The sequence below is a fragment of the Thalassospira sp. HF15 genome, from assembly GCF_011806525.1.
In the GTDB taxonomy this organism is placed as follows: Bacteria; Pseudomonadota; Alphaproteobacteria; order Rhodospirillales; family Thalassospiraceae; genus Thalassospira.
On record NZ_JAAVKI010000009.1, the window covers coordinates 56,078 to 72,767 of the forward strand.

Here is a 16,690-nt window from a genome sequence, read left to right on the forward strand (position 1 = left end):
GATGCACAAGGCCAAGATTTCGCCCCTGAACTGCAAGAAATCAATCCAACGACTAGCGACAACAGCCTTGCTGTGCGCGCCGTTTCTGACCGCCACGTCGCTCGTCTCACCGCAACCGGCACAGGCAGAAGTACAGGCCGAAATGGCCGGGGTTTCCGCCGCCGTCACCGGTGAAATCACCCTGGCAAAAGTCACTGGTGAAGTCGGCATTCTGGTCGAAAGTGGCATGCCGGTTTATCTCGGCGATCGCATTATCACGTCGGCTGGTGCTGGCATGCAGGTCCTGTTGCTTGACGAAACCGTGTTTACCATTGGCCCGAACAGCGACGTCGCGATTGACGAATTCGTCTATGACCCGGCCACCGGCGACGGACGCATTGTGGCCGACATGGCCAAGGGCGTGATGCGCTTTGTGACCGGCAAAATCCCGCTCAACAATCCATCCAGCATGGATGTCAATCTGCCGGTTGGCTCAATTGGTATCCGCGGCACCATTGGCCTGATCCGTTCGATGACAGCCGAACAAGCAAACCAGATTGTACCGGGCAGTTTTGATACCAGCGACGCAAGCATAGCAAACCAGTTGGTGTTTATGGCAGTCAATCAGGGGCCCGGCCTGTCGCGCAATGACACGACATCACGTCCCGGGGCCTTTGCCGCCTTTAATCAAGATGGCAATTCACAAAGTGTGACCGGCGAAAACTTTGGCGTTTTCGTTTCAGACAGCAACGTCACCACACCCACACGTTTCCCGGTTAGCGCGGCGACCTTCGATTTTTCGGCAAATATCGTGCGCACCGCGTCACTTGGCAATGGTTCTGATTCCGGGACGGGTTCAAGCTCGGCCTCATCAGCCGCTCAACAGCCTGTTGTCACGAGCCAGCAAACCGGACAGGCGCAAAATCAGACTGGCGCAACCAGCGCACAAGCAGTTGAAGTCGCCATGGCGCAAATGGGTACAGTTAACAGCGCCCAAAATGTCGCTGAAACCACGATGATCCTGAACAACAATACGCAAAGCGCGTCATCAAGTTCGTCGGAATCATTTACCTATGACGGCCTCAGACAAGTCACTGGAAGTTCAGTATCGACTGGCACCATCAATGTAGATGGTGCCAATGTCGACTATAGCTTTAGTTCTTCAATAGATTTTGCGAACCGTACAATCGCAATAGAGTTTTCAAACATAACTCAGAGCGGGTCTGGCTTAACCGGGAAGGCTGGGATTCTCGACGGCAGCTTCAACCCGACGACTTTCGATTACACCAGCGCAAGCGGGAATGTAGCCTTCGCCAGCGATGACTTCAGCTATGATTCGAACTGTGGCACATTGGGTTGCAAGGCTACCGCAACATTCAAAGATGCGTACAACGTTGATTTCAATGTGTCGACCACCACTTATTCCTCTGGCACAGATGGCAGCGCAACGCTTGAATAGTTTTGTACGACAGACGGAAGTCTGAATGGTCAAGCACCTCAGCAAATCCGTTCTTTTGACCGGGCTGCAATACACCGTTCCACTGGCCGTTCTATTCACCTGCATCATTCTGCGCTGGCAGAATGTACCGGTGATTGACCAGTTGCGTTTAACGGTTTTCGACCTTTATCAACAGATTTCCCCGCGAGAATTTGAAGACGTTGGCGTTCGTATTGTCGATATTGACGAACGCAGCTTGCAGGAAGAAGGCCAATGGCCCTGGCCGCGCACGAAGCTCTCGGAACTGCTGTATCGCCTGCGAGCAAATGGCGCGGCCGTTGTCGGCTTTGATATGGTTTTTGCCGAACCGGACCGCACATCGCCATCGCGCGTGATCCATGATTGGCCGCAAAGCCCCGATAATGATCGCATTGCGGAAATAGCCGAAGCACTGCCAGACCATGATCAGCTGTTTGCCCAGTTCATTCAGGGTACGGGCAATGTCATCACCGCTGTTCAGCTGCGCAACGGGACATTTGAAAGACTTCCGCGCCAGGTTGGCAATTTCAGTGCTGCGGGGGAAGTTGGACGCAAGCTTTCAGATTTCGTACCGGTATTGCCAAGTGCGGCCAAAAACCTTGATGTCATAGAAAACGCAGCAACCGGCAATGCGTTGGTCAATGTGTCCCCAGGGCAGGACGGGATTGTCCGACGCGTGCCGTTACTGGCCGCCATAGATTATGATCAGCCCGGAATTGGCAAGCCGGTTTACCCGACATTAAGCCTTGAGATGCTGCGCGTTTTACAAAATGCCCCCAAAACCATGCTGGTGCGGATGTCTGGTGCGAGTGGCGGCACGCGCTGGACCAGCTCGGAAGGCATTGTGTCCGTCCGTGTGGGAGCCGTGACCATCCCGACCGATCATGCCGGCAATATGTGGGTGCATTTTACCGGCCATCAGCAAGATCGGTATTTGTCGGCAACCGACATCCTTGACGGGACAGTTGTGGCAGAGATTTTGCAGAACAAGATGGTGTTGCTGGGAACGAGTGCGGCAGGCTTGCTTGATTTGCGTTCCACCCCACTTGACCGAGTTATCCCGGGCGTCGAAGTCCATGCCGAAATGCTTGAACAGATGCTGCTTGAGCATTTCCTGACCCGTCCCTATTGGGCAGCAGAAGTCGAAATGCTGGTCCTTCTGATCGTCGGCATGTTCTTTGTTTTGACCGTTCCCCGCCTTGGAGCCGTTTGGCCGGCTATTATCGGATTGGCGATTGCCGCAATTGCAATTTGCATCTCGTGGTGGGCCTACGCACAGGAACTTGTGCTGATTGATCCGCTATATCCGATCTTCGGACTGGCGGCAGTTTACCTTGCGACCAGTTCCATTGGCTTCATGCGGACCGAAGGCGAACGCCGTCAGGTGCGTGCAGCCTTTGCCAACTATCTTTCGCCGGCACTTGTCGAACAGCTGGCCGAACATCCCGAACGTCTGAAACTGGGCGGTGAAACCCGTGACATGACCTTGATGTTCTGTGATGTCCGCGAATTTACTGCCATCTCGGAAGGTTTCAAATCCAATCCGCAGGGTCTGACGCGCCTGATCAACCGGCTGTTGACGCCACTGAGCGAATGTATTCTTAGTCGCGAGGGCACGATTGATAAATATATGGGCGACTGCGTCATGGCGTTCTGGAACGCGCCGCTTGATGTTGAAAATCACGCCCATAAGGCCTGTGATAGTGCGCTTGCCATGCGAAGTGCGCTTGAGCAGTTGAATGCGGACCGAGAACAGGAAGCAGATCAGGCCAATGAGACCTTCTTGCCGCTCAATGTCGGTATCGGGATTAATTGCGGCGACTGCCTTGTGGGCAATATGGGCTCCGATCAGCGGTTTGACTATTCGGTGCTGGGCGATGCGGTCAACCTTGCCGCCCGACTTGAAGGGCAGTCAAAGAACCATGGTGTCGATATCGTTCTGGGTGAAGATGTCGCCAGACGGGTTGGTAATGACTTTGCGATTGTCGAGCTGGACCTGATTGCGGTTAAAGGCAAAAGCGAAGCGGTGCATATTTTTGCCCTGTTGGGCGACAAGGACTTGTCAACAAAGACACAATTCAAAACCTTAACCGATTTGCACGCTGCAATGCTTGCGGCCTATCGCAACCAACGCTGGGATGATGCGGAACAACTGGTCACGCAGTGCCGGGAAATCGCCCGCGACATAGGGTCGCTTGAAGACCTGTATGATCTTTATGTAGAACGTATCGCGCTATTCCGGGCAACGCCGCCATCGCGCGAATGGGACGGTGTGTTTGTCGCGACCAGCAAATAGCCGACTTGCCAAGCGCGCCAAATCCAAACAATCTTGAAATACCACCAAGCATGATCCCGTTGCGCAGTAGCGCGTCGTTTTCCGATGCATTTGAGGCCCCAATGAATTTTTCATCTGACAATGTCACACCGATCTGCCCGGAAATCCTTGCGGCCATTGCCGCCGAAAGTGATGCCAGCGCCTTGCCTTATGGCGTCGATGACAAAAGCCAGCAGCTTGATGCAGCCTTTTCAAAACTGTTTGAGCGCGATGTTTGTGTCGTGCCGGTAGCAACCGGAACAGCGGCCAACGTGATTGGTCTTTCGGGGCTGGTATCCCCGTTTGGCGGCGTGGTGTGTCATCATCAGGCCCATATCAATGTTACGGAATCGACCGGTGTAGCCTTTTACGGCGGCGGCGCGAAGCTGCTTGGGATGGATGGGCCATCGGCCAAGATAGAGGCCGACGCGCTTGATGTTTATTTGAACAACCACGTTTCGAACGGCATGCATTCGGTAGACCCGGAATGTGTCGCGATCACGCAAAGCACGGAATTTGGCACAGTCTATAGCGTGGATGAAATTCAGGCGATTGGATCGGTGTGCAAGAAACACAAAATGCGGTTTTTCATGGATGGGGCGCGTTTTGCCAATGCGGTTGCGGCCCTTGCGTGCCATCCATCCGAAATCACCTGGAAAGCCGGTGTTGATGTTCTGAGCTTTGGCGCTACCAAGAACGGTGCACTGGCTGTTGATGCGATCATTTTGTTTGATCCGGAACTCCGTCGTAAAACCGAACAAAACCGCAAGCGGGGCGGCCATCTGTTTTCCAAGCATCGCTATCTTGCCGCGCAACTTCTGGCCTATCTTGAGGATGACCTTTGGCTGCGCAACGCCAGCCACGCCAACCAAGCGGCACAGGCACTTGCCAAATCGCTTTCGGCCATGGGGGCAACGCCCGCCTTTAATCCGCAGGGCAACGAGTTGTTTATTCACATGACCGATCTGCTGGCCGAAAAGCTTCGCGATGCAAGTATTGTTTACCGCCCATGGCCATCGCTTGGTTCGGATGCCTATCGGTTTGTCTGTGCCTGGAACAGTCCGATTGAGATGATCGAAGCCTTGCCAGAAACCGTTGCGCAATAGTGCGGCCTTGCCACGGACGCATGTTGCGTGTGATATCACCGCCCCAATGCCACCAAAAACAACGAGATCTAAGATGAACTTTGCCTCGGACAATGTATCGCCCTTTTGCCCGGAAATTCTCGAAGCTCTGACAAAAGAGGCATCAGCGAATGCCCCCGCCTATGGCGGCGACGAGATCAGTCAGCAGCTTGACGCGGCGTTTTCCGAACTGTTTGGCAAAGATGTCGCGGTAATTCCGGTAGCAACAGGTACTGCGGCGAACTGCATCAGCCTGTCGGCACTCGTTTCGCCCTATGGCGGGGTTGTGTGCCATCACGAGGCCCACATCAATGAGGATGAAAGCACAGGCGTTGCCTTTTTCACGGGCGGCGCAAAACTGTTGCCGATGGATGGACCGGCGGCGAAACTGGAATCAAGCAGCCTTGATACCTTCATTGCAGACCGCGTTGATCGCGGCGTGCATTCGGTGTCGCCAGAATGTGTCGCGATCACACAGGCAACTGAACTTGGCGCGGTTTACAGCGTTGATGAAGTCACCGCGATTGGCGAGGTTTGCCGCAAGCATGATCTGCGCCTGTTTATGGATGGAGCCCGTTTTGCCAATGCGGTCGCACATCTGAAATGTCATCCGGCCGATGTCACATGGAAGGCCGGCGTCGATGCCATCAGCTTCGGCGCGACAAAAAATGGCGCGATGGCGGTTGATGCAATTGTGCTGTTTGACATCAGTCTGAAATCGCGGATCGAGCAGGCCCGTAAACGCAGTGGTCATTTGCATTCCAAGCATCGCTATCTGGCGACACAACTTCTGGCCTATATCCAGTATGACGTTTGGCTGAAAAACGCAGCTCATGCCAATGAAGCAGCACAAGCGCTTGCAGAGGTCCTGATCAGGCAGGGCGCGACACTTGTCCATGCGGCAGAGGGCAATGAGCTGTTTGTCAAAATGTCCCCTGAACTGGCTGGAAAGTTGCGCGATGCTGGCCTGATGTTCCATGGCTGGCCATCACTTGGTACGGATGTTTATCGCTTTGTCGCCGCCTGGAACACGGATATCGTGCAAATCACCAATCTCAAGACCACCCTAGGGTAGAAAATCATCCGGACGAGCCGGATGAAATCAAACGAATCATTATGATTCAATAAGATATGAATCGTTTAAAAGCACATTTCAAACACGTGATTTAACGATTTCACCCCTCGAGCATTGAAAAAAATGCAGTGCTGCCCCGATGAAATTGAACAGTGAATTTCATAAAAATAACAAACACTTGACTTAAATTCATCATTCGGACCTGAGGCCGCACTACGTAAAATCCCGCAGGAACCGTTGACGATACGTAGAAACCCTGATTACTTTCCCTCGTCGATTGCCAACATTCATATCTGTTGGATCGGGTAAACCTCGTCCGTTGCAAAATGTGTCGTCAAACGTGACTGGCTCAATGTCACGCAGACCGCACTGATTTGCTCGGACCAGCCTTGAGGGAGGCATTTAATGAAAGCGAATTTCGTCAAAGTGGCACTTGGTGCAGGCCTGCTCGCAGCCACCGCACTTGCTGCTCCGACTGCCGCTTCGGCAAAAACCCTGGTATATTGCTCGGAAGGTAGCCCGGAAGGGTTCAACCCGTCGCTGTACACCGCTGGCACGACCTTTGATGCGTCCTCGCGTCAGGTCTTTAACCGCCTGGTACAGTTCAAGCGCGGCACCACCACCATTGTTCCGGGTCTTGCAACCAGCTGGGACGTTTCGGCTGATGGTCAGGAATATACTTTCAACCTGCGCAAAGGTGTAAAGTTCCACACCACCGAAGATTTCACCCCGACCCGTGAATTTAACGCGGATGACGTGATCTTCACCTTCATGCGTCAGTTCGACAAGGAACATCCGTATCATGGTGTTTCTGGCGGCTCTTACGAGTACTTCAACGCCATGTCGATGCCTGATCTCGTCAAAGACATCGTCAAAGTTGACGACTACACCGTCAAATTCGTCCTGAACCGTCCGGAAGCGCCGTTCATTGCCAACATGGCCATGGATTTCGCATCTGTTCTGTCGGCTGAATATGCTGACAAGATGATGGAAGCAGGCACGCCGGAAGCGGTTGATTTGAACCCGGTCGGCACCGGTCCGTTCCAGCTGGTAGCTTATCAGAAAGATGCGGTTATCCGTTACAAAGCATTCCCGGAATACTGGGAAGGCAAAGCGGCAATCGATAACCTGATCTTTGCCATCACGCCGGACAGCACCGTTCGCTACCAGAAGCTTAAAGCTGGTGAATGCCATGTCATGCCGTACCCGAACCCGGCTGACTTGACCGAGATGGAAGCAGACGCCGACATCAACCTGCTGAGCCAGGAAGGTCTGAACGTTGGTTATCTTGGTTACAACACCGCGAAAGAGCCGTTCACCGATCCGAAGGTTCGTAAAGCACTGAACATGGCGATCAACAAAGACGCCATCATTGAAGGTGTTTATCAGGGTGCCGGTTCGGCTGCGAAAAACCCGATCCCGCCGACCATCTGGTCCTACAACACCGAAACCGTCGATGATCCGTATGATCCGGAAGCCGCCAAAGCCATGCTGGCAGAAGCCGGTTACCCGGATGGTTTCTCCACCGACATCTGGGCCATGCCGGTTCAGCGTCCTTACAACCCGAACGCACGCCGTATGGCAGAACTTGTTCAGGCTGACTGGGCTGCGATTGGTGTGAATGCCGAGATCGTATCCTACGAGTGGGGCGAATACCTTGAGCGCACCAAAAAAGGTGAACAGGGTACCTTCATGCTCGGTTGGACCGGTGATAACGGTGACCCCGACAACTTCCTCGCAGTCCTTCTGGGTTGTGACGCAGTTGGTGGCTCAAACCGTGCACAGTGGTGCAACGAAGAGTTCGACAACCTGATTCAGCAGGCAAAAACCACTTCGGACGTTCTTGAGCGTACCCGTCTGTACGAAGAAGCTCAGGTTGTCTTCAAACGTGAAGCACCATGGGCAACCATCGCACATTCGATCGTCTTCGAGCCGATCCGTAATGAAGTTGTTGACTACAAAATCGATCCGTTCGGTGGTCACATCTTCTACGGTGTCGATCTCGCTGAGTAAGCGCACCAAAATCTTGTCAAAGAGGCTCGGATTTCCGGGCCTCTTTGCAATTTCGTAAAAGAGAGAGACATCCGGTCGGCTTGATCCGCCCGGAGATAAAAAGGCCCGATGGCATGCTAGGATTCCTGTTTCGCCGTTTGGGGGACATCATCCCGACCTTCTTCGGTGTCACCCTTCTGGTATTTTTCCTGATCCGTCTTATTCCCGGCGACCCAATTATAATGTTGGCCGGCGAGCGCAGCGTGGAACCGGAACGATACGCAGAACTTCAGGCACAATACGGCTTTGACCAACCGATTATTGTCCAATATTTCGATTATCTGGTGGGTGTATTCCAAGGCGATCTTGGTAAGTCCTTTGTCACCAAAAAGCCTGTTATTGACGAATTTCTGACCCTGTTCCCTGCAACAGTCGAATTGGCCCTGATGGGCATCCTGTTTGCGGTGTTCATTGGTGTGCCGCTCGGCGTCCTAGCCGCCATCAACCGTGGCAAGTGGATTGACCACCTGACGATGTCAATTTCCCTGACGGGTTATTCGATGCCGATATTCTGGTGGGCCCTGCTTCTGATCATGTTCTTCTCAACCACCTTGGGCTGGACACCGGTTTCCGGGCGTCTGTCAGTCATGTATTTCTTCGAACCCGTCACCGGTTTCATGTTGATCGACAGCCTTCTGAGTGGTGAAAAAGGCGCATTTACCAGCGCAGTTAGCCATCTGATCCTGCCAACCGTTGCATTGGGAACGATCCCGATGGCCGTCATTGCGCGCATGACGCGCTCCTCGATGCTGGAAGTGCTGGGCGAAGAATATATCCGCGTTGCCCGGGCCAAGGGCATAGCCCCCTTCCGTGTCATCATGATTCATGCCTTGCGTAACGCACTAATCCCGGTGATCACGGTCATTGGCCTGCAGGTTGGTGTCCTCTTGGGTGGTGCGATCCTGACGGAAACAATTTTCTCTTGGCCGGGGATCGGCAAATGGATCATCGAAGCCATGAACCGTCGAGACTACCCAACCATTCAGGGTGGCATTCTCATGATTGCCTTCGTTGTGATGTCAATGAACCTGATCGTTGATCTTCTGTACGGGATTGTTAACCCCCGTATCCGGTACAAGCGTTAAGGGGAGCAGCGAAACATGACCGAGAACACCACCCCGTCCGCAGCCCCGGCGTCAAATGTTGCCGAAGCAGCCGTTGAACCGGTCGGCGCACCGCCCAGCCCGATGCGTGAGACTTGGGCATATTTTAAGACCAATCGTGGGGCTTTCACGGGCCTAATCGTCATTGGGGTCATCCTGTTTCTGGCTCTGACAGCACAATGGATCGCGCCGTTTGATCCGATTGCCCAGGACCGCACCGCGTTTCTGAAACCGCCGATCTGGATGGAAGGTGCCGATCCGCGCTACATCCTTGGTACCGACGCAGTTGGCCGTGATATCCTGTCGCGTCTGATCCATGGCGCGCAGCTGTCGGTTTCGATCGGTGTCGCCGTTGTGATCCTGTCGATGATTGCTGGCATCGTGCTTGGCATGGTTGCGGGTTATTTCCGCGGCTGGATTGAAGTCGCTGTGATGCGCCTGATGGACATCATGCTGTCCCTGCCCAGCCTGATCATGGCGCTGGCGATCGTTGCCATCCTCGGCCCGGGACTTGAAAACGCAATGCTGGCCATCGCCATTGTGCAGTTGCCACACTATGTGCGCCTGACGCGTGCCTCGGTCGTTTCCGAACTGAACAAGGAATATGTCATTGCATCGCAGATTGCCGGTGCCGGTCATACCCGCCAGATGTTCGTCAATATCCTGCCAAACTGCATGGCACCGCTGATCGTGCAGGGTACGCTTGGTATTTCGAGTGCAATCCTTGATGCTGCCGCCCTTGGCTTCCTGGGCCTTGGCGCGCAGCCGCCGCTGCCGGAATGGGGCACCATGCTGTCCGAAGCCCGTGAATTTGTGGGCTCTGCATGGTGGGTGATCACCTTCCCCGGCCTTTGCATCCTTGTCACCGTGCTTGCCTTCAACCTGATGGGTGATGGCCTGCGCGATGCCCTTGATCCCAAGATGAAACGGTAAGTCATGGCTCTTCTCGAAGTAAAAAACCTGACAGTCGAGTTCGGCTCCGAAGACAAGCCGTTTCGTGCTGTTGATTCCGTAAGCTATTCTGTTGATCGCGGCGAGGTGCTTGGCATCGTCGGTGAATCCGGTTCGGGCAAGTCGGTCTCATCACTTGCCGTGATGGGTCTGATTGATTTTCCCGGGCGTGTGACAGCAGACGCCCTGACCTTTGATGGTCAGGATCTGCTTAACATGCCGGCAAAACGCCGTCGTCAGATCACCGGCAAAGACATCGCCATGATCTTTCAGGATCCGATGTCAGCTCTCAACCCTTGCTTCACGGTCGAAGCCCAGATCATGGAGGCCCTTAAGGTCCATGAGGGTGGCAACAAGAAACAGCGTCGGGAACGCACGCTTGATCTGCTGAACCAGGTTGGCATTCCCGATCCGAAATCGCGTATGACCGCTTATCCGCATCAGCTTTCCGGTGGCATGAGCCAGCGTATCGTCATTGCCATGGCGATTGCGTGCAACCCGCGCCTTTTGATTGCTGATGAACCGACCACCGCCCTTGATGTGACCATTCAGGCCCAGATCATCGACCTGCTTTTGAAATTGCAGGAAGACAGCGACATGGGATTGTTGCTGATCACCCATGATCTGGCACTGGTGTCCGAGGCTGCAAACCGCATTCAGGTCATGTATGCCGGTCAGCTGTTTGAAAGTGGCCCGGCTGACAGCATCTTTGCAGCCCCACGTCATCCGTACACGCAGGCACTGCTTGAAGCCCTGCCGGAACGCTCCGAAGGCCATGACCGTCTTCGGACCATCCCCGGCGTGGTTCCCGGTCAGTATGACCGTCCTGCTGGATGTCTGCTGGCACCGCGTTGCCGTTATGCCAATGACCAGTGCCTGAAAGCGCGCCCGGAGGTCACCGACTTCAACGGCCGCGATGTGCGTTGCTTCTATCCGCTAAATGATCAGGGCCAGCCGACTGGCATGGCCACCGGGGAGACTGTGTTATGAGTTTTCTGGATACCAAACCCGGTGTTCCGCTTCTGGAATCCGATGATCTTGTCCGTCACTACGAAGTTAATCGCGGCCTTGGCAAACCCAGCGCCATGGTCAAGGCGCTTGATGGCGTTTCCTTCACGCTTGAATCGCAAAAAACCCTCGCGGTTGTTGGTGAGTCCGGCTGTGGTAAATCGACCCTTGGTCGTCAGCTGACCCTGATCGAAAAGCCGACCTCTGGCGCGCTTAAGCTCAATGGCAACGAGGTTGGTGATCTGTCTGACAAGGACGCCAAACAGTTCCGTCGCACGGTTCAGATGATCTTCCAGAACCCGTATGGCTCGCTGAACCCGCGCAAAAAGGTTGGGCAAATCCTGGCAGAGCCGGTTCTTCTGAACATGGACAACCTTGGCCGCAAGGAGCGCGAAGAACGCGTGCGCGCGACCATGGCGAAGGTTGGCCTGCGTCCGGAATTCTATCAGCGTTACCCGCATATGTTTTCCGGTGGCCAGCGCCAGCGCATCGCGATTGCCCGTGCCCTGATCCTTGAACCCAAGGTCATCGTTGCGGACGAGCCGGTTTCGGCCCTTGATGTATCGGTACAGGCGCAGGTTCTGAACCTGATGATGGACCTTCAGGAAGAGATGAATGTCGCCTATGTTTTCATCTCGCACGATCTTTCTGTCGTCAGACATATTGCAGATGACGTCATGGTGATGTATCTCGGTCGCGTCGCTGAAAAGGGACCAACCGAAGAGATCTTTGCCAAGCCGCTGCACCCCTACACTCGGGCGCTTTTGGCGTCGGCACCAAAGATCGACCCGACACAACGTGTGAAGGCAGAACCGCTGACCGGCGAATTGCCATCACCGATCAACCCGCCATCGGGCTGCGCGTTCCACAAACGCTGCCCGTTTGCGACCGAGGAATGCGCGAAAGTTCGCCCGGAACTGCGCAATTTCGAAGGCCGCGAAGTGGCGTGTCATCGGGTCGAAGAAATCGCCTGACAACAGGCGATCGCCCGGAAAGCCTAACAGCTTATCCAGGTAGACAAGGGAGCAAGGGGGCGCGCTTTTTACAAAGCTGCGCCCCTGCGCATTTTTGCACACGCAGGATCAGTCGCGCGTCAATGCCGCAATCATCTCGGATGCCGCAGGCCATTTTGCGCTCAGCGCAGCACGTTTTCCCATCGAGAAATCGGCGAAATCAAACCCCGGTGCCACGGTACAGCCCAGAAGCGCAAACTTGCCACCGGGTTTAAGGCGCGCGCCCTGCCAGACATTCTTGGGCACAATCATCTGCGGCTTTTGACCCGCCAGCAGATCCTTGCCGATTTCGACCTTCTGATGCGTGCCATCCTCAAACAGTTGAAGCTGCTCAACCGCATCCCCGATATAGTGGTGGAAAATCTCGTCACTGGTCAGGATATGCATGCCCGAAAAGGTATCCGGCGTCAGAAGGTAATAGATCGCAGTTCCGGTGCTGCGCACACCCAAATACCGATTGCCGGGATTACAGGTTTCAAACGCCCGGAAGGTTTCAGCGTAATAGCCGCCCTCAGGGTGTGGCTGTAGGTCAAGCTTGGCGATCAAATCGTCGATGGTGATGTCGTCGGACATGATGGGCTCCCGGTAATCAACGGCTATTGCTTCCCCATCATGACGACAACAAACGTACTTTGTACAGTGCACCGCATTATCTATTGACGAAAAAACAACCTCTGACATCATTGTAGACGAGTTAAACATCTTTTGGTTACAAGACAGACTGAGCCTTGAACAAAAGAATTCAACATACATACCATCCTTATTACGGCTTCAGGAAAAGCCGTAACCAGAAAGCTCGTTCTAAGCTTCTATCTCTGACACAATCGGCTTTGAGCATACCTCGCGGTATCTGGCATTTTGGAAACCGCATAAGCGAAAAATGGTTTTCGTTTTGGAGGGCGAACGCCCTTGTACGATTGGTTGTTGAGAGTGCTGGCGCTGCGTTAGTCGCAACTGGTGCTCTTTCATTTTACCTTGAGCTGCAGCAGCGCGAAACTGATAGAGCAGTGAGAAACGCTACATTAATTGCTCAAGTCTCGTCATTGGCAAAACCGGGAGACCGTGCAGCAGGCATAGGAATTGCTAGCTTAGTCGAGTTCTTGGTCAGAGAAGGTGTTTCTCTAGATGCCGCATCATTTACTGGTGTCTATTTCCCAGCTCGGACAGACTTTTCCGGCGCGCAACTCCGCTCAGCAAATTTCGACAATGTAGTCCTTACCGCAGGTATATTTCACGAGGCGAACCTCGGCGACACAATTCCTACCCCAGAATCCATTGAAATTGGGATATGGGGTACAGGCGCCTCATTTAGAGAAGCCAGTTTGCATGCAGCGGATTTCTCCTATGGAAAAGTACAAGTCGCAGATTTCGAGGCAGCTCGGATGGGACGTGCAGATTTCACAAATGCACAGTTGGGAATGTCTAACTTCCACAAAGCAGAACTGACCAGTGCAATTTTTGAGCGTGCATCTGGATTTGCTCTGGATGCCGGTGATGCAACGTTACAAAAAGTGAACTTCAAATACGCAAACCTTTCGTACGCACATTTTGATAATTCGGACCTATCCTTGGCTGATTTTCAAAATGCTCAACTTGATTCCGCAAGCTTCGTAAACTCAGTCTTATATAAAGCCAACTTTATAAATGCAGATGTCACTAATGCTGATTTTCGGAAATCCGATATCACACAGAGTCAGCTGAACCAATCCTGCCAAAGATCTACTGGACCACCCCCGCAAATACCAGAACATCTTGATTGGCCAGCAAAGGCCTGCGGAACATAAACTGCAGACACGTGAATAAAGGGGGGAACGTAAAAACTTCCCCCCTTTCCTTTTTTAAAGGACGCTGCGCATTTTCAGAACAGTATCAAAAGATGACTTAGTTGCTCTTCATTTTCATCTTGCCTTCACCATGGCCCGAACCATGGCCGCTGCCATGCCCCATGCCAGCACCGCCTTTGGGGCCCATCGACATGGTGTTCAGGACATCAATGGTCACCGGAACTTCGCCAGCTTTTTCGAATTCGAGAACGATGTCGATTTTCTGACCTTCTTCAAGCGCCTCATTCAGGCCAATGAACATGACGTGATAGCCACCCGGCTTGAAATGGACGGTGCCATGCATTGGCACTTCCACACCACCCTGAACTTCACGCATCTTCATGACATTATTTTCCATGATGTGGGTGTGAAGTTCGGTGCGTTTGGAGATGTCGCTGCGCGCCGCAACGACGCGGTCCGCACCACCATGGTTAACGATGTCAAAGAAAGCCGCACCGTTGCGCACCATGCCTTTGGAGGCCTTCGCCCAGGCATCCTTGATTTCGATATCGGCGGCAAAGGCGTTGGTTACGACGAACAGCGACGCCACGGTCGCAACAATTGCAAAAAGCTTTTTCATGATATTCCATCCATTAGTCGGCCAGCACACGCGGGCCTTCGATTTCAGTCGTATTGCGGTAATCAGTCTGTGAAATCAGATGGAAGTGGGCGGGGCCCGGGAATGTCGGGTACGTCGTACGTCATGCAGCGCGACCAAGGCAATTGCCTTGGCATAAGTAACGTCATGAATGACCGGAACCGGCGCGACATAGGGCAGATCAATCGCGGCCATCGCCCCGTGATGATTTGCACAAAGCGGGCAAGACGCATGAGCAGGCATCTCGTCGGTGTCATCTGTCGATGCGGATGCAACCACACCATAAAGCTGATCCACCGACGCAAGCTTGATGCCAGCCGGCGTACAAATCAGAACATAGTCACCACCCGGCGCGATTTCTGCCGCCGATGCGGTCGCAATACCGGTTGACTGCCCGCTCAGCAATGCTGGCACAAGCCCGGACTGGGTGACGCCTGCAAACAGAACAACAAACGCCACCAACCATGTCTGAACGACACGGCGCATGGACATTCCGCCTGCGTGGCGGTTATGGCGTTTGTGCGTGATCATCACTTGGATATGCCCGATTTAAGTTAGACCTGCAATGACATTGATCATTGCAGCCTGTCTGTTTTGTCCAGACGTCTTTCTACTTTTCACGATGTGGAAGAATAAGGCCGGGTGCGATGCCCGGCCTTGCGTTGTGATGTTTGAAAACGTCACATCAGATCATGTCGCGTGCCTGAACCAGCTCGTCAAACCGATCCCCATCAAGGAAACCAAGCGCGATACAGGCTTCTTTCAGACTGCTGCGTTCCTTGTGCGCCTTTTTGGCGACCGCCGCTGCATTGTCATAGCCAATATGCGGCGCCAAGGCCGTGACCAGCATCAGGCTTTGTTCGACATAGTGGTCGATCTTTTCCTGATCAGCTTCAAGCCCGGCAATGCAATTGTCGGCAAAACTGATCGACGCATCGGCAATCAGGCGAATGGATTGCAGCAGGTTATAAATGATCACCGGCTTGAACACATTAAGGTCCAGATGACCGTTTGATCCCCCCACCGTCACTGCAACGTGGTTGCCCATCACCTGTGCGCAGACCATGGTCAATGCCTCTGCCTGGGTCGGGTTGACCTTGCCCGGCATGATCGATGATCCGGGCTCGTTGGCTGGCAGAACAAGTTCGCCCAATCCGCAACGCGGCCCGGAGCCCAACAGGCGAATATCATTGCCGATCTTCATCAGAGACGTCGCCAGAACATTCATCACGCCCGACATTTCAACGCACGCGTCATGCGCCGCCAATGCTTCGAATTTGTTCTCGGCGGTGTCAAATTTAAGGCCGGTAATGTCGGAAACCTGTTTGGCAAATTCGACATCAAAACCATCAGGCGCATTCAATCCGGTGCCAAGTGCTGTACCACCCTGTGCCAGCTTGCGCAGGCGTTTAAGCGCATCGTCAATCCGGTCCAGCCCCAGCGTGATTTGGGCGACGTAGCCTGAAAATTCCTGCCCAAGGGTCAGCGGCACAGCATCCTGCATATGGGTACGACCGATTTTGACAATATCGTCAAATGCCGCGACCTTGTCCTCAAGGGTCTTGCGCAGGTGATTAAGGGCGGGTTTGAGCTTTTCTTCAATCTCGACAACGGCCGCAATATGCATCGCAGCCGGGAAGCTGTCATTGGATGACTGGCCGCGGTTGACGTGATCATTGGGATGGACCGGTTCACGCTTGCCCATCGGCTTGCCAAGGATCTCACAGGCCCGGTTGGCGATCACTTCGTTGGTGTTCATGTTGGTCTGGGTACCTGATCCGGTTTGCCAGACCACCAGGGGGAAATGATCAAGAAGCTTGCCTTCGGCTACTTCGGATGCTGCCGCCTCTATCGCCTTGGCCAGTTCGGGGTCAAGATTATCAAGTGCAGCATTGGCACGCGCAGCCGCCAGTTTCTGAACCCCGAACGCCTTGATCAGGGCATCGGGCATGCGTTCGCCACCAATGCGGAAATTCTGTCTGGATCGCTGGGTTTGCGCCCCCCAGTACCGGTCGGCGGGCACCTCAATTTCGCCCATGGTGTCCTGTTCGGTACGGGTCGTCACTGGATTGGTCACGATCAAAATCCTCCGTGTCAGAAACAAACTGACCGGGGCGGGAACCCGGCACATAGCACAATAACGCGCTGTGCCCGGAAATATGGTTTGGAATCA

The 16,690-nt window shown here is 53.9% G+C and carries 14 protein-coding genes; 10 read left to right on the forward strand and 4 right to left on the reverse strand.

What is annotated here, in order from left to right; all coding sequences use genetic code 11:
• The first annotated feature begins 1 nt into the window (after window position 1).
• From HED22_RS18415 to HED22_RS18455, 9 genes are all read left to right on the forward strand, one after another.
• Window positions 2-1,438, forward strand: a complete 1,437-nt coding sequence (locus tag HED22_RS18415) for a FecR domain-containing protein (RefSeq protein WP_167725011.1) — start codon at window positions 2-4, stop codon at window positions 1,436-1,438.
• Window positions 1,439-1,463: 25 nt separating this feature from the next.
• Window positions 1,464-3,752 carry a CHASE2 domain-containing protein gene (locus tag HED22_RS18420; RefSeq protein ID WP_167725013.1) on the forward strand — a complete coding sequence of 763 codons (2,289 nt, stop codon included), beginning with the start codon at window positions 1,464-1,466 and terminating at the stop codon, window positions 3,750-3,752.
• A gap of 101 nt (window positions 3,753-3,853) precedes the next feature.
• Window positions 3,854-4,876, forward strand: coding sequence for a low specificity L-threonine aldolase (locus HED22_RS18425; RefSeq protein ID WP_167725015.1), 1,023 nt, complete (start codon window positions 3,854-3,856; stop codon window positions 4,874-4,876).
• 73 nt (window positions 4,877-4,949) lie between these two features.
• On the forward strand, window positions 4,950-5,969 hold the full coding sequence (locus HED22_RS18430; protein ID WP_167725017.1) for a low specificity L-threonine aldolase: 1,020 nt from the start codon (window positions 4,950-4,952) through the stop codon (window positions 5,967-5,969).
• A gap of 405 nt (window positions 5,970-6,374) precedes the next feature.
• Window positions 6,375-7,982, forward strand: coding sequence for an ABC transporter substrate-binding protein (locus tag HED22_RS18435; RefSeq protein WP_167725019.1), 1,608 nt, complete (start codon window positions 6,375-6,377; stop codon window positions 7,980-7,982).
• A 113-nt stretch (window positions 7,983-8,095) separates the two neighbouring features.
• Window positions 8,096-9,106 (forward strand): ABC transporter permease subunit, encoded by a 1,011-nt coding sequence (locus tag HED22_RS18440; protein WP_167725021.1) that lies wholly within the window; start codon window positions 8,096-8,098, stop codon window positions 9,104-9,106.
• A 15-nt stretch (window positions 9,107-9,121) separates the two neighbouring features.
• Complete coding sequence (locus HED22_RS18445; RefSeq protein ID WP_167725023.1) at window positions 9,122-10,057, forward strand: ABC transporter permease subunit; 936 nt, start codon at window positions 9,122-9,124, stop codon at window positions 10,055-10,057.
• Between the two features lie 3 nt (window positions 10,058-10,060).
• A complete protein-coding gene (gene dppD, locus HED22_RS18450; RefSeq protein WP_167725025.1) occupies window positions 10,061-11,065 on the forward strand; it encodes a dipeptide ABC transporter ATP-binding protein in 1,005 nt (334 codons plus the stop codon).
• Complete coding sequence (locus HED22_RS18455) at window positions 11,062-12,057, forward strand: peptide ABC transporter ATP-binding protein (RefSeq protein ID WP_167725027.1); 996 nt, start codon at window positions 11,062-11,064, stop codon at window positions 12,055-12,057. Before dppD ends, HED22_RS18455 begins: the two co-directional genes overlap by 4 nt.
• 108 nt (window positions 12,058-12,165) lie before the next feature.
• Here HED22_RS18455 and HED22_RS18460 read toward each other — a convergent pair whose 3' ends face one another.
• Window positions 12,166-12,669 (reverse strand): cupin domain-containing protein, encoded by a 504-nt coding sequence (locus HED22_RS18460; protein WP_167725029.1) that lies wholly within the window; start codon window positions 12,667-12,669, stop codon window positions 12,166-12,168.
• 155 nt (window positions 12,670-12,824) lie between these two features.
• On the opposite strand from HED22_RS18460, the gene HED22_RS18465 reads away from it, so the two are divergent.
• Complete coding sequence (locus HED22_RS18465) at window positions 12,825-13,880, forward strand: pentapeptide repeat-containing protein (protein ID WP_167725031.1); 1,056 nt, start codon at window positions 12,825-12,827, stop codon at window positions 13,878-13,880.
• A 97-nt stretch (window positions 13,881-13,977) separates the two neighbouring features.
• Here the strand turns inward: HED22_RS18465 and HED22_RS18470 are convergent, their stop codons facing one another.
• The 3 genes from HED22_RS18470 to fumC all read right to left on the reverse strand — a co-directional run bounded on the left by HED22_RS18470 (window position 13,978) and on the right by fumC (window position 16,594).
• Complete coding sequence (locus HED22_RS18470; protein ID WP_167725033.1) at window positions 13,978-14,499, reverse strand: copper chaperone PCu(A)C; 522 nt, start codon at window positions 14,497-14,499, stop codon at window positions 13,978-13,980.
• A 75-nt stretch (window positions 14,500-14,574) separates the two neighbouring features.
• Window positions 14,575-15,048: a DUF2946 family protein gene (locus HED22_RS18475; protein ID WP_167725035.1), complete on the reverse strand. Its 474-nt coding sequence runs from the start codon at window positions 15,046-15,048 to the stop codon at window positions 14,575-14,577.
• Between the two features lie 154 nt (window positions 15,049-15,202).
• The gene (fumC, locus tag HED22_RS18480) at window positions 15,203-16,594 is read right to left on the reverse strand and encodes a class II fumarate hydratase (RefSeq protein WP_368484518.1); all 1,392 of its coding nucleotides are present in this window, start codon (window positions 16,592-16,594) and stop codon (window positions 15,203-15,205) included.
• Window positions 16,595-16,690: the final 96 nt, after the last annotated feature.